At 70.4% G+C, this 13709-nt stretch carries 10 protein-coding genes; 5 read left to right on the plus strand and 5 right to left on the minus strand.

Annotated elements, in window-relative coordinates:
- Positions 1 to 3: 3 nt before the first annotated feature.
- Positions 4 to 741: an SDR family oxidoreductase gene (locus tag AB0G28_RS04680; protein ID WP_361082929.1), complete on the minus strand. Its 738-nt coding sequence runs from the start codon at positions 739 to 741 to the stop codon at positions 4 to 6.
- A gap of 83 nt (positions 742 to 824) precedes the next feature.
- On the opposite strand from AB0G28_RS04680, the gene AB0G28_RS04685 reads away from it, so the two are divergent.
- From AB0G28_RS04685 to AB0G28_RS04695, 3 genes are all read left to right on the plus strand, one after another.
- Entirely contained in the window at positions 825 to 1388 is a 564-nt protein-coding gene (locus AB0G28_RS04685; RefSeq protein ID WP_361082931.1) for a TetR/AcrR family transcriptional regulator, read from the plus strand.
- A gap of 14 nt (positions 1389 to 1402) precedes the next feature.
- Entirely contained in the window at positions 1403 to 2131 is a 729-nt protein-coding gene (locus AB0G28_RS04690) for an alpha/beta hydrolase (RefSeq protein WP_361082933.1), read from the plus strand.
- 225 nt (positions 2132 to 2356) lie between these two features.
- Positions 2357 to 5626 (plus strand): tetratricopeptide repeat protein, encoded by a 3270-nt coding sequence (locus AB0G28_RS04695; protein WP_361082935.1) that lies wholly within the window; start codon positions 2357 to 2359, stop codon positions 5624 to 5626.
- Positions 5627 to 5723: 97 nt separating this feature from the next.
- Here AB0G28_RS04695 and AB0G28_RS04700 read toward each other — a convergent pair whose 3' ends face one another.
- Positions 5724 to 6506, minus strand: a complete 783-nt coding sequence (locus tag AB0G28_RS04700) for a methyltransferase (RefSeq protein WP_361082937.1) — start codon at positions 6504 to 6506, stop codon at positions 5724 to 5726.
- Positions 6507 to 6534: 28 nt separating this feature from the next.
- On the opposite strand from AB0G28_RS04700, the gene AB0G28_RS04705 reads away from it, so the two are divergent.
- Both AB0G28_RS04705 and AB0G28_RS04710 read left to right on the plus strand, forming a co-directional pair.
- A complete protein-coding gene (locus AB0G28_RS04705; protein WP_361082939.1) occupies positions 6535 to 7980 on the plus strand; it encodes a PLP-dependent aminotransferase family protein in 1446 nt (481 codons plus the stop codon).
- 548 nt (positions 7981 to 8528) lie between these two features.
- The gene (locus tag AB0G28_RS04710) at positions 8529 to 10298 is read left to right on the plus strand and encodes an MFS transporter (RefSeq protein WP_361082941.1); all 1770 of its coding nucleotides are present in this window, start codon (positions 8529 to 8531) and stop codon (positions 10296 to 10298) included.
- Positions 10299 to 10546: 248 nt separating this feature from the next.
- Here AB0G28_RS04710 and AB0G28_RS04715 read toward each other — a convergent pair whose 3' ends face one another.
- The 3 genes from AB0G28_RS04715 to AB0G28_RS04725 all read right to left on the minus strand — a co-directional run bounded on the left by AB0G28_RS04715 (position 10547) and on the right by AB0G28_RS04725 (position 13670).
- Positions 10547 to 12574 (minus strand): TIR domain-containing protein, encoded by a 2028-nt coding sequence (locus AB0G28_RS04715; protein ID WP_361082943.1) that lies wholly within the window; start codon positions 12572 to 12574, stop codon positions 10547 to 10549.
- Between the two features lie 150 nt (positions 12575 to 12724).
- Positions 12725 to 13387, minus strand: coding sequence for a peptidylprolyl isomerase (locus AB0G28_RS04720; RefSeq protein WP_361082944.1), 663 nt, complete (start codon positions 13385 to 13387; stop codon positions 12725 to 12727).
- 25 nt (positions 13388 to 13412) lie between these two features.
- Positions 13413 to 13670, minus strand: a complete 258-nt coding sequence (locus AB0G28_RS04725) for a DUF2631 domain-containing protein (protein WP_176172087.1) — start codon at positions 13668 to 13670, stop codon at positions 13413 to 13415.
- Positions 13671 to 13709 lie beyond the last annotated feature (39 nt).

Raw genomic sequence — 13709 nt, forward strand, 5'->3', positions numbered from 1 at the left:
CGCTCAGCCCTGCCGGGTGGGCCGGATGGTGAGCTCGCCGATCTCGACGTCGTCGGGCTGCTCGATCGCGAAGGCGATGGCGCGCGCGACGGCGTCCGGGCTGATGCCCAGGTCGGCCATGGCCTGCTGGGCCTGCTCACGCTGCTCGGGGTCGGCGACGTAGTCGACGAGCTCGGTGCGGACGTACCCGGGGGAGATGGCCGTCGTCCGGAGCACGCCGTCGGTGGATTCCTGGCGCAGTGCCTCCAGCAGCGTGCGGACGGCGTTCTTGGTCCCGGCGTAGACGGCTTGGCCGGGGACGATCTTGAGCCCCGACGTCGACACGGTGGTCACGAAGTGCCCGCGCCCCTGCTCGCGGAACACCGGCAGCGCGGCGGCGATGCCGTGCAGGACCCCGCGCAGGTTGACGTCGATCATCGCGTCCCAGTCGTCGACGTCGAGCGCCGCCACGGGCGCGATCCGGGCGACGCCGGCGTTGCCCACCAGCACGTCGAGCCGGCCGAACCGGTCCACGGCCAGCGCCACCAGCCGCTCGAGGTCGGCGCGCCGGGTGACGTCGGCTTCCACCAGCTCGGCGCGCCCGCCGCCGGACCGGATGCCCGCCACGAGCGCGTCGAGCCGGTCGGTCCGGCGCGCGCCGAGCACGACGGCCGCGCCGCGGGCCGCCAGCTCCCGTGCGGTGGCCGCGCCGATCCCGCTGCTGGCTCCGGTGATCGCGACGACCTTGTCCAGGCTGCTCATGAGTCTCTCCTCGGGTAAGTTGACAACTGTCCGGTTAATCCCAACGTACCGGACAGTTGTCCACTTAGCCAGGAGGTGCCGTCGTGACCCGGTCCGACGCCGTCGCCAACCGCGACCGCATCGTGGAGGCGGCGCGAGCCGAACTGAGCAGGTCCAACGGCGCGGTGGACGACCTGAAGCTGCACCTGGTCGCCAAGGCGGCCGGGGTCGGCCAGGGCACGCTCTACCGGCACTTCCCGACCCGGGAGCACCTGCTGGCCGAGGTGTACCGCCACGAGCTGACCGAGCTGGTCGACGCCGTCGCGCCGCTGCTGGCGGAGCATCCTCCGCTCCGCGCGCTCACCGGGTGGCTGGAGCGGCTGGTCGAGTACGCGCGCGTCAAACGCGGTGTCATGGCGGCGATCGAGGCATCCGCCTGGCAGGACCTCTACGCCGGCCAGCACCACCGGCTCGACGAAGCGCTGCAGCTGTTGCTCGACCGGGGAAAGGCCGCCGGCGAAGTGCGCGAAGAGGTCGACGCCGCCGACGTCATCCTGCTCCTGGGCGCGTTGTCGCGGATTCCCGAGCCGGAGTGGGACAAGCGCGCGCCCACGGTCGTGACGGTCGTCGTCGACGGCCTCCGCCCTAGCCGCGCGCGGCCGTCGTAGGGGAGGCTGCTGCGATGGACACGCTCAACATGCGCACCGGCGGCCGGGGCGAACCGGCCGTCCTCCTCCTGCACGGCCTGGGTGCGACCGGCGCCGTCTGGGCCCACTTCTCCGTGGCGTTCGACCGGCGCGTCCTGGTGCCCGACCTCCCCGGCCACGGCTTGTCCTCGCCCCTGCCGCACTACAGCTTCGCGACGCTCGCGGCGGCGGTCGCCAGGGCACTGCCCGGGACGGGCCCGTTCGTCGTCGCCGGGCACTCGCTCGGCGGGGTGCTCGCGCTGGAACTGGCCTCCGGCCGGTACGACGTCGAGGTCGAAGGCGTGCTGGCGCTCGGCGTGAAGGTCGAGTGGAGCCAGGACGACCTGGGCCGCGCGGCGTCCTTCGCGGCCCGGCCGGCCCGGGTGTTCGAGACGCGGGAAGACGCCGAGCAGGCCTACCTGAAGGTGTCCGGGTTGCTGGGGATCGCGCCCGCCGACCCGGCCGGGCTGCGCGAGACCGAGGACGGCTGGCGTCTCGCGATGGACCCCGCCGCGTTCGGCGTCGGCGCGCCGGACATGCCCGCGCTGCTGGCCGAGGCGCAGTGCCCCGTCGTGCTGGCGGCCGGCGAAAACGACCCGATGAGCCGTCCGGACCAGTTGCGGGCGCTCGACCCGGACGCGGTCACGCTCGCCGGTCTCGGCCACAACGCCCACGTCGAGGACCCGGCCGCGGTCCGCGCGCTGCTGAAGCGCTTCGGCGTCTGAAAGTCGGGCGCAGCCGTCGTACCCCAGGCGACGGCTGCGTCCTCTGTCCCCTCGCCACCACTACCGGACGCGGGAAAGCCTAAGAAACGGGGGTGGACGAGCGCCTGTACCGCCGTCCCCCGCCGTCGTCACCGTCCGCACCTGCGGAAACGGTTATCTTCGCCGTTCGGTGGTACATCCGCGGCGGCACGATCGCGATGCTTGAGGGGTACGTTCCGCGGGGGTATGGGCGAGAGGACGTCTGTGGAGGAAGGCGCGTCGTTCGCCGGCTGGCTGCGAGAGCGGCGTGGGCTCGCCGGCCTCACCCAGGCCCAGCTCGCCGAACGCGCCGGACTGAGCCTGCGCGCGGTCCGCAACGCCGAGCTCGGCAGCGTCCGGCGGCCCCGCCCGGAGACCGAGCGGCGGTTGCGGGAAGCGCTTGCCGAAGCCCCGCCCGAGCCGGTGCGGATCGGTGTCCTGGGACCGCTCACCGTGACGCGCGGGGCCGAGCCGGTCGAGATCGGCGCGGAGAAACAGCGCCTGCTGCTGGCGTTGCTGGCTCTGCAGCCGAACCGGACGGTCCGGCGCGAGGACCTCGTCGACGTCATCTGGGACGAGCCGCCGCCGTCGTGCCTGGAGCTGCTCCACACCTATGTCGCGCGGCTGCGGCGGGCGCTGCGGCCCGCCGGCCTCATCGCCACCGACAAGGGCGGCTACCGGCTTTCCGCCGGCGAAGCCGAGCTCGACCTCCTGGAGTTCGAGGCCCTGCTGAGCCAGGAGCCGCCGGCCTACCGCGAAGCCCTGGACCTGTGGCGCGGGCCCGTGCTCGCCGACGTCGAACGGCTCCGGCAGCACCCCGTCCGGCTGGCGCTGGCGATGCGGCACGCCAAGACGGTCCTGGCCTACGCCGACATCGCGGACCCCGAAGACGCGGCGCTGCGGCTGCGGGCACTGATCGCCCAGGAGCCGCTCGACGAGGCCGCGCACGCGAAGCTGATGCTGGCGCTCGCCGCGTCCGGGCGCCAGGCCGCCGCGCTGGACGTGTTCGAGGACGTGCGCGGCCGGCTGGCCGGCGAGCTGGGCATCGAACCCGGGCCCGAGCTGCGCACGGCCCGGCGGCAGGTGCTGCGGCAGGACTTCGCCGCCCCGGAGCCGCCGTCCCGGGTGCCCGCGCAGCTGCCCGCGGACGTTCTCGGGTTCCGCGGCCGTGCGGCGCAGCTGGCCGAGCTGGACGCCTTGCTGCACCGCCCCGACGGCGATACCGGCGCGCGGATCGCCGTCCTGTCCGGCACCGGTGGCGTCGGCAAGACCGCGCTCGCCGTGCACTGGGCGCAGCGCTCGCCCGGCGCGTTCCCGGACGGGCAGCTCTACCTCGACCTGCACGGCTACGGCACGGTCCGGCCGGTGGAGCCGGGTGACGCGCTGTCCGGGTTCCTCCGCGCCCTCGGCGTCGGCGGCGCCGACATCCCCGCCGAGCCGGACGAGCGGGCCGCGAAGTTCCGCACCGTGCTCACCGGCCGCCGGATGCTGCTGGTGCTGGACAACGCCGGTTCGGTCGGGCAGGTCCGCCCGCTGCTGCCGGGTTCGGCGTCGTGCCTGGTGCTGGTGACCAGCCGGGACGCGCTGCCGGGCCTGGTCGCCCGCCACGGCGCCCGCCGCGTGCTCGTCGACCTGCTCACCGAGACCGAAGCCCGTGACCTGCTGCGCGCACTGCTCGGCCGGCGCGTCGACGACGAACCCGACGCCACCGCGGCGCTGATCGGGTACTCCGCCCGGCTGCCGCTGGCCCTGCGGCTGGTCGCGGAGCTGGCGATCGGCCGCCCGGGGGAGCGCCTCGCCGAACTCGCGGCGGAGCTGGCCGACGAACGGCGGCGGCTCGACCTGCTCGACGGCGGCGGCGACCCGCTGACCGCGGTCCGCGCGGTGTTCTCGTGGTCGTACCACCACCTGGCGCCCGACGCCGCGCGCGTGTTCCGGCTCTGCGGCCTGCACCCGGGCCGCGACCTGACGCCGGCCGCGCTCGCCGCGCTCGCCGGCGTTCCCCTGCCCGAGGCGGAACGGCTGGCCGGCACGCTGGTACGGGCTCACCTCGCGCAGCAGACCGGCGACGACCGCGTCCAGCTGCACGACCTGCTGCGCGTCTACGCCGCCGAGCTGGCGGCCGCCGATCCGGGCGAAAGCCGTGAAGCGCAGGAGCGGCTGTTCGACTTCTACGTCCGGTCGGCGGCGCAGGCCATGGACGTCGTCCTGCCGCAGGAGCGGCACCTGCGCCCGCGGGTGCCGGACCCGGACGTCAAGGTGATCGACGCGCAGGCGTGGCTGGAGGCCGAGCGCCGCAACCTCCTCGCGGTGGCCGCGCACGCGACGCGCCACGGGTGGCCGGAGCACCTGCGGCTGCTGTCCGGGATCCTGTGGCACTACCTCGACGTCGGCGGCTACCACGAGGAAGCGCTGGTCCTGCACACGCACGCGTCGGCGCTGGCCCACCACGCCGGCGACCGGGCCGCCGAAGCCGAGCCGCTGATCCTCATCGCGCTCGGCCACTGGCGCGTCGGGCGGTCGCGGGAAGCGCGGCGATACCTGGAGGAGGCGCTCGTCCTCGCCCGCGAGACCGGCGACTGGCGGACCGAGATCCACGCGGTCAACACCCTCGGCCTGGTCTGCCGCGCGCTGGGCCGGTTCGCCGAAGGGATCGGCTACTCGGCGGAGGCGCTCGAGCTGGCCCGGCGGACGGGCGACCGCACCAGCGAAGGCCTGGTCCTGGTGGTGCTCGGCTGTTCGTGTCGCGGCATCGGCCGGTACGGCGAAGCGATCGGCCACTTCGAAGCGGCCCTCGCTCTGGCGCGCGACATCGCCGACCGCACCAGCGAGGGCTACGCGCTGGTCAACATGGGCGACGCGTTGTCGGCACTGGGACGCCACGACGAGGCGGTCCAGGCTCTGGAAGAGGGGCTGGAGCACCTCCGCGCGATGGGCGTCCGGGTGAGCGAGGGATACGCCTTGGGCATCCTCGGCGACGTCGAGCACGCCCGCGGCCGGCACGCGGAAGCCGCGGCGCACCTGGAGCGGGCGCTGGAAATCGCGCGGGAGACGGGCAGCCCGACGAACCGCAGTGTCGCGCTGAAGCACCTCGGCGACGTCCGGCTGGCCCAGGGCCGGCACGCGGAAGCGGCCCGGCACCTCGAAGAGGCGCTGAGCCTGGCCCGCGAATGCGGCGACCGGGGCGTGGAATCCCGCGTGCTCAACAGCCTCGGTGCCCTCTCCACCGCGCGCGGCGCTGCGGCGGACGCGCTGAGGTATCACCGCGAAGCCCTTGCGGTGGCGAAGAAGACGGGCTGCCTCCCCGAGCAGGGACGTGCCCACTGCGGGCTCGGCGAAGTCCACTGTGGACTCGGCGACCCGGAGGCCGCGCGCGAGCACTGGGAACGCGCGCTGGCCTGCTACGCCGGGGAATGCGTGCCCGGCGCGACCCGGGTCCGGAACCACCTGACGGCCTTGGACCGCGTCGTGGGGTAGGGGCGTTCGAGGGCGGCGATATCGCTTTCGACCCGCTGGAGGTCGCGGTCGACGATGTCGGTGCAGCCGGCGAGCCGCGGCCGCGGGCGCCAGGTGATCATGCTGTCCTCCCGGTGGCCTTGAAGAACGTGTAGTGGAAGGTCCCGTCCCCGGTGCCGGTGCGGTGGAGGTCGGCGACCCCGCGCGCCCAGCCGTCCGCGGTGGCGAGCCCGCGGGCGACGGCGGTTTCGCCGACACCTTCGACCATCGCGGTGAAGGTGTCGCGGGTGAACCCGGTGACGAGGTGGGGCCGGGACGGGGCGGCGTAGACGGTCCGGGGCTCGACGGTCACGTCGTCGAACCCGGCGCCGGTGAGCAGTGGGTACAGGCGCCGTCCGATGAGCGCGTCGCCGCCGGCGTCGGCCTGCAGGCGGACGAGGCAGTCGATGGCGGCCTGGGCGTAGTCGCTGCGCGGGTGGAAGAACGCGGATCCGTGGTCGCCTTCGATCACCGTGATCGTGCCGCCCGGCCGCAGCAGGGTCCGCAGGTGCGCCAGGGCTTTCTCCGGCTCGGGCAGGTGTTCCAGCACGAAGCAGACGAAGACGTGGTCGTACTCGCCGTCGAGGTCGAAGAGGTCGGCCTGCCGGAATTCGACGTTCCCGGCCCGCTGCCGCGCCTGGGCGAGGGAGGCGGCGGAAACGTCGACCGCGGTCAGGTGCGCGCCGGGGCTGCGGGCCACGAGGTGGACGGTCTGGGCGCCGACGCCGCAGCCGGCCTCCAGCACGCGGCTCCCGGCCGGGTAGGCCGTCCCCGCGTGCAGCAGCTCGGCGAGGGTGTCGGCCTGGTCGCCGAGGCGGCGGGCTTCGGGTTCGGCGTATCCGTGCACGTAAGCGGTGTCCATGAGCCCAGCGTGCTGCGATAATGGTCTGATGGACAGAGCCAAAACCATGCTTGCCGAGGGGTCCATAGGCTCGGACTTCCTGCAGCTGGACATCCGCGAGGCGCCGCCGGGCGGGCTCGCGGACTGGCTGGCCGGCCGGCTGCGCGCGGCGATCGCCGACGGCAGGCTCCCGGTCGGCGGCCGGCTGCCCGCGTCCCGGGTGCTGGCCGCCGAGCTGCGCGTGTCGCGGGGTGTGGTGACCGACGCCTACCAGCGGCTGGTCGACGACGGCCATGCCGTGGGCCGCGGCCGCGCGGGCACCGTCGTGGTGGCCGCGCCCGTGGTGCCGCCCGAGCCGGTCCCAGTTTCGTCGACGGCGAAGGTGATCACGTCCTCGCCCGGTCCGGAGATCTTCGACGCGATGCGCGCGGCCCCGGCCCGGATCGACCTCACCCCCGGCGTCCCGGACCTGACGGCGTTCCCGCGGGCGGCCTGGCTGCGGGCGGAACGGTCGGTGCTGGACGAGCTCGAGCCGGCCCAGTTCGGGTACGGCGACCCGCGCGGGGCGCCGGCGATGCGGCGGGCGGTGTCGCACTGGCTGGCCCGCAGCCGCGGGATCAGGGCCGACCCGGGCGAGATCATCGTCGTGGCCGGGGTGGCGCAGGCGCTGACCCTGCTCGGCGACGTGCTGAGGCGGCACGGCATCACCGAAATGGCGGTGGAGGACCCGAGTTCGCTCGGCGCCCGGCAGCACCTGCACCACTGCGGCCTGGCGACACCGCCGGTACCGGTGGACGACGACGGCCTGCGCGTCGCCGAGCTGAGCGCGCCGGCTGTGCTGCTGACCCCGGCCCACCAGTTCCCGATGGGAGTGGTCCTGGGCGGCGAGCGCCGCCGCGACTTGATGCGCTGGGCGGCCGAAGGCGGAATCGTCGTCGAGGACGATTACGACGCGGAGCACCGCTACGACCGCGCACCGGTGCCCGCGGTCCGGTCGATGGTGCCGGAAGTGTGTTACCTGGGCAGCGTTTCGAAGCTGCTGGCGCCGGCGTTGCGCATCGGCTGGCTGCTGGCGCCGCCCCGGTTCCGTGACGACCTCGTGGCGGCGAAGCGGTTCGCGGACCTCGGCAACGGGGTGCTGCCGCAGCTGGTGCTGGCCAGGCTCATGGAGACGGGGGAGCTGGAGCGGCAGCTGCGGGTGGTGCGGGCCCGCCACCGCCGTCGCCGCGACGCGATGATCCGTGCGCTGTCGGATGCGCTGCCGTCCGCGTTCGTCCATGGCGCGGCGGCGGGGTTGCACTTGACGGTCACGTTCGGCGACGGCGTGGACGATGTCGCCTTGGCGGCGGCCGCGCTGGAGGCGGGGGTGAAGGTGCAGCCGTTGTCGTGGCACCGCCAGCGGCCGGGACGGCCGGGTTTGGTGCTCGGCTATGCGGCTCGGACGGGGACGGAGATCGCCGAGGGGGTGGCCGTGCTGGGGAAGCTCCTGCGGTGAGGTGGGCGACGGCCGCCTCAGCCACCCCGGGCCGTGAGGCAGGGCTCCGGCCAAGGCGCGCCCGGACTGTTCGCCCGCCGCCCGAGTCGCCCTCCTTGACCGCTGCGACGCTGGTTGCCGAGGCTTGCCACGCTGCCGAAGGTCGCGAATGAGTCATTGGGGACCTCGCACGTCCCGAATGAGTCATTCGCGACACCCGGCCGGCAGCGCACAGTGCCACTTGCACCACGGAGCACCGCGGCAGCGATCGACTTCGCCGGAACCCCGGGGCCGTGAGGGGGACCCCCGGTTTCAACGTTACCGGCGGCCACCGACAGTTCCGCCCGCACGCGCTCGAGTTGTCCACAGCGCACCCCGGGCGGCCGAGTTGTCCACAGGCCGGCGAAGTGTCCACAGCCGCGGCGCCTCCGAGTCCGTCGGTAAACAGTCCTCAAAGGACAGTCAAGCGACTGTGATCATGCTCTCCCAAGCCGTTCGCGTCATTGGTTGCCATCCGCAAGCAAGTTGCTTAGCCTAGCTAAGGGACTGGCGAGAAGAAGGGTTGCACAGTGGCGGAACGCCGGACGTATTCGATCGCGGAACTGGGGCCGCGGTACAAGTGGATCGCGCTGTCCAACACGACGCTGGGCATGCTGATCGCCACGATCAACTCCTCGATCGTGCTGATCGCGCTGCCCGACATCTTCAAGGGCATCGGCATCAACCCCCTCGAACCGGCCAACACCAGCTACCTGCTGTGGATGATCATGGGCTTCCTCGTGGTCACCGCGGTGCTGGTAGTGAGCTTCGGCAGGCTCGGCGACATGTACGGCCGCGCGAGGATGTACAACCTCGGGTTCGCCGTCTTCACCGTTTCTTCCATCATGCTGGCCATCACCTGGTTCGACGGCGACGCGGCCGCGTTGTGGCTGATCGGCTGGCGGATCGTCCAGGGCGTCGGCGGCGCCTTCCTGATGGCGAACTCCTCGGCGATCCTGACCGACGCCTTCCCGGCCAACCAGCGCGGCCTCGCGCTCGGCATGAACGGCGTCGCGGCGATCGCCGGCTCCTTCCTCGGCCTGGTCGTCGGCGGGGTGCTCGCCCCGGTCGACTGGAACCTGATCTTCCTGGTGTCCGTGCCGTTCGGCGTGATCGGCACGGTCTGGGCCTACCTCAAGCTGCACGACACCGGCGTCCGCAAGCACGCGCGGATGGACTGGTGGGGCAACATCACCTTCGCCGTCGGCCTCATCGCCGTCCTGATCGGCATCACCTACGGCATCCAGCCGTACGGCTCGTCGCCGACCGGCTGGGGCAGCCCGTTCGTGCTCAGCTGCCTGATCGGCGGCCTCGCGGTGCTGGTCGCGTTCGTGGTCATCGAGTCGAAGGTCGACAACCCGCTGTTCCGGTTGTCGCTGTTCCGGATCCGGTCGTTCACCTGGGGCAACGTCGCGAACCTGACGGCATCCCTCGGCCGCGGCGGGCTCCAGTTCATCCTGATCATCTGGCTGCAGGGCATCTGGCTGCCGCAGCACGGCTACACGTTCGAGCAGACGCCGTTGTGGGCGGGCATCTACATGCTGCCGATGACGGTCGGCTTCCTCCTGGCCGCGCCGACGTCGGGCATCCTCGCCGACCGCATCGGCAGCCGCCTGCTCGCCTCCGGTGGCCTCCTCATCACGGCGATCACGTTCCTGCTGCTGATCATCCTGCCGGTGAACTTCGACTACTGGGCGTTCGCGGCGATCCTGCTGATCAACGGCATCGGCATGGGCATGTTCTCCTCGCCCAACCGCGCCGAGGTGATGAACAGCCTCCCGGCGGACGCGCGCGGCTCCGGCGCGGGCATGATGACGACGTTCCAGAACGCGGCGATGGTCCTGTCGATCGGCTTCTTCTTCAGCCTGATCATCGCGGGCCTGTCTTCGAGCCTGCCGTCGACGATGAGCGCGGGCCTGACGGAACACGGCGTCCCGGCGGCGTCGGCGGCGCAGATCGCGAACCTCCCGGCGGTGGCGGTCCTGTTCGCGGCATTCCTGGGCTACAACCCGATCCAGCAGCTGCTGGGCGGCCAGCTGTCGGCGCTCCCGCCGGACCAGGCGTCGTTCCTGACGGGCCGCAGCTTCTTCCCGAACCTGATCTCGGGCCCGTTCCAGTCGGGCTTGGCGGTGGCGTTCGGCTTCGCGATCGTGGTGTGCTTGATCGGCGCGGTGGCATCCCTGCTGACGAAGGACACCCGCTCGGAGAACGGCGAGTCGGTGGGCGAAGAGCTGGCGGCGGTCGCCGGCGAGTCGGGCGGCGGGCCGAGCGAATTGGTGTCGCCGACCCGCGAACGCTGACGTCAGGTTGAAGCCGGGTGGTAGAGGATGTCCCGCGCTTGCGGGGCACCGTGCGCCAAGGCGCGGAGCTGATGTGCCGGCCCAGGCTGGACGGCGATGACTGTCGCGCACCTCGATCGGCTGGTCGAGGACTGAGCCTCGTTCGCACCGGGCGCGCGGGTTCGAAGTTCCGGGATGGCCTCCACCGGGTATGGGTGCGGTCGCTCAACAGAGGCCGGGGCGCATCCGGTGCGGCATGGAACAGGCCCTTACGCTTCGGCTCGGCCGGTCCGCCGGGGCGTTCGGGTCTTCGTCCTCAGAAGGTCGATCAGGGTCTCGATGTCGCCTGGTTGTGAGTAGGTGAGTCTGATGAGGTGCTGCAGGGTGAATGGCACCACGTCTTCTCCGTCATCTCGCTCATCGAGTACGAGTGGAATGATGGATTCGACATCATTGGATTCGTTCACGCTGCGGTATATCGAGATGTCCATCTCGAACTGGCCCCAGTGGGATCTTCTGTAATTCGTGCTGAGGCAGGCGAGAAAGTATCGGCTGCTGCGAAGACCTCGCTCGATCGTCTTGGCAGTCACTTGCCCGACCCCTCGGTACTTCTGTTTCCTGTCCAGCCAGTACTTGATGTCATTCTGGCTCAGGCGGTCGCAGAGCTCCGATACGATGTTCCAGTCGGCGGAAGTGTAGGAGATGAAAACATCGAATTCGTAGTCGTCATCCATTCTTCGAAGCGCCCGAGGAAGTGCTTCGATGAGCTCTTTGCGTTTTCCGACGACGAGCTCGGTTATTCCAGAAGTGGCGATCCTCAAGATGGTGATCGGCTCGACGTCGATTCGGTAGGTCCTGGGCGGCTGGGCGAGAAGTTTGGGTAGGTGTACCCATAGGAGCGGAAAATCCTTTCCGTCCAACAGCTTCTCTTCTTCGCCTTCGCGTAGGCGGCCGGCGACGAGAATGTAAATTCCGTCCAGGTCTGATTGTCCGTCGGTCACGGCGTTCTTCGTCAGTTCGATGCCCGGTTTGGCGAGATTTATCAATTCGCAGTGATTGCGCAGCTTTGTCACGCTCTCGTGCCAGGGGAGGGGGCCGAATCCGAGCGGCCCGGTGCGTCTTTGCCCGAGTAAGTAGGTTGCATTGTCGCAAACGTGTTGCAAGACGCGGAAGCTGAAGAAATTGTCCACCCGGGTGGCGGCGGATCTTCCCGTGGGGGTGTCGGGCAGTCTGGAGTGGAGGGCTGCGCTGTTGAATGCCAGAAGGGCGACGTCGGTCAATGCTGTCAAGTCTGCGGTTCTGTTTCGCGACAACGCGTAAGCGAGCTCTCCGACGATTTCGCCAGGTCCTTGGACGTGTTTTGGTTCGGGATCGCCGTTGAAGCCGCCGCCTTCCGAGTTGAAGACGCCGACTTTTCCGCGCAGGATGATGAACATCGCGTCACCCGGGTCGTCGTAGCGGCAGATGAGCTCTCCGCGTTGGCGTTCGACGAGCTGGCCCAGTCGGAGAATCTCATTCAGCTCGCCGGTGTCCAGGTTCTCGAGGAAGGGATTCGGCTCGTCCTTGGATGACTTGTGGTCACGATATGAGAGCTTGTGGGACTTGGCGCGCTGCATGACGCGTTCGGCCAGTTCGTCGTTGGAGTTGACTTGCCAGATCCGCTGCACGTAGTAGAGCGTGTCCCAGTCGAACTCTTCGGTGGTGTCCAAGCTGAGCAACGCGTTGCGATCGCCGGGCTCCGGGTGTAGCCACTCTGACGTGATGGAGTCGGTGGACATCAAGTAGAGCAACTGTGGCTCGAATTCGATGTTGGGCAAAAGGCGAGGGTGGTGGAACTCTATGGCCAGTGCATCCCGTGTGTGCTCGACACCGCGTCGGAATGCGTCGGAAACGACCACACCTTCGCGGGTCACCTGCCGTAGGAGCCAGCCGGCATAATTCATTCCGACGCCGACCAGCTGGGTTCTTCCATCCGCGCCCAGGAGGGGGCTCGCGGGCCCACGGTGGCCGGTGATGCGTAACGGAACGTCGACCCCGGCTGCCCAGGTGTAAAGCTGGGTGATCAGTCGCAAGGCGGGCTTCTGCCAGGCGGCTTGGCGAAACGCCACGTGGCCACCGTCGCCCCCGGACGCCCAAATGACCTCATCCGGAGGGGCTGAGGTGATCGCGTCGGCGACGATTTCGTTGATCGCGGCCACTCGCATGATCTGATCTTCGCCCGAGGTGGCGGAATGCCCCAGGATATCGCACGAAACTATGCTGACTTCGTACTCGTCTGTATGCACAGCGTCGCGCATCGAACGCCTCCTGTTCGCTTCGCGTTCAGGGTACCGCCGCAGTCGCTACGGGCGGTTCGGCTGCGAAGCAACCGGCGAACAGGAAGGATCCTGCAGGTAGAACAATCGAGGTGGACGTGCTCGATTCAGCGGTTCACCGGCTTCAGTGCGTCACCAGCCTGCTGACGCCCGCCGGATCTTCACCGGATGCGCCGGCGCGCCATCGAGCGGCCCGTTGGGATCGCTGGGAATGATCCCGTCCGCGACCATCCGATCAATCGCGGACATCCCCCGGATCACGCGGCCCAGCACCGAATACTTCGCCGGGATGTTCGCGAACGAGTGCACGATGAAGAACTCCGACCCGTTGGTCCCCGGCCCCTGGTTCCCCATGGCCACGGTCCCGCGCGGATAGGTCTCCGCCCCGGTCACCTCGTCCGGGAAGGCATACCCCGGCCCGCCCTTTTCGACCTCGTAGATGTCCCCGCACTGCAGGACACCGAGGCGGGCGGAGTTCGTCAGCCGCCAGCACCGCGAATGGTCGTAGAACCGCTGGAGAATCAGCGAAACCATGTTGTGCACCGCACAAGGCGCCGCTCCCGCGCGGTCGAGCCGCACCGTCACCGGCCCGTAGTTGAACCGGAACGTCACGTCCACGGTCCCGCGCGTCGAAGCCACCGGCAACGGACGCACCACCGGCCGCGCGGCGGGATTCGAGGGCGTCGGCGTGAACGTGCACCGGACCACCGGCGCGGAGACCGCCGATGCCGGAGCGGCAGGCACCACCAGGGCACCCAGTACACCCACAAGAGCCAGTCCCCAGCGCAGCTTCATGCCGGGGACGTTAGCGAAAAACCGACTACTTGCGCCAGGCCGTGCGCTGCTTGCGGATGTCCAGCACGAGCAGCAGGACGAGGAACAGCGACAGGCCGACCAGCCAGACGTTCTCGGTGTTGTTCTCGTGGTTGCCCTTGATCATCACCAGCAGGATGATCGCGCTGACCCAGCCGGCGATGCGGGTGGCCTTCGGGAACGAGCCGTGCCAGCCCCAGGCCGCGGACGGCTCGTCGCGCGGGTCGACCTCGGGCCGCCTCTTCTCGACCGCCTTGCCTGCCACGATGAACTCCTCAAACCCCGTGAACCTCGGACCCGCCGA

Source organism: Amycolatopsis sp. NPDC021455 (assembly GCF_040640995.1).
Classification (GTDB): Bacteria; Actinomycetota; Actinomycetes; order Mycobacteriales; family Pseudonocardiaceae; genus Amycolatopsis.

What these genes read in the sequence shown, in the direction of transcription:
- AB0G28_RS04680 (WP_361082929.1), bottom strand. Translation starts at nt 741, where the DNA reads ATGAGCAGCCTGGACAAGGTCGTCGCGATCACCGGAGCCAGCAGCGGG.
- AB0G28_RS04700 (WP_361082937.1), bottom strand. Translation starts at nt 6,506, where the DNA reads ATGGACACCGCTTACGTGCACGGATACGCCGAACCCGAAGCCCGCCGC.
- AB0G28_RS04715 (WP_361082943.1), bottom strand. Translation starts at nt 12,574, where the DNA reads ATGCGCGACGCTGTGCATACAGACGAGTACGAAGTCAGCATAGTTTCG.
- AB0G28_RS04695 (WP_361082935.1), top strand. Translation starts at nt 2,357, where the DNA reads ATGGGCGAGAGGACGTCTGTGGAGGAAGGCGCGTCGTTCGCCGGCTGG.
- AB0G28_RS04690 (WP_361082933.1), top strand. Translation starts at nt 1,403, where the DNA reads ATGGACACGCTCAACATGCGCACCGGCGGCCGGGGCGAACCGGCCGTC.
- AB0G28_RS04720 (WP_361082944.1), bottom strand. Translation starts at nt 13,387, where the DNA reads ATGAAGCTGCGCTGGGGACTGGCTCTTGTGGGTGTACTGGGTGCCCTG.
- AB0G28_RS04705 (WP_361082939.1), top strand. Translation starts at nt 6,535, where the DNA reads ATGGACAGAGCCAAAACCATGCTTGCCGAGGGGTCCATAGGCTCGGAC.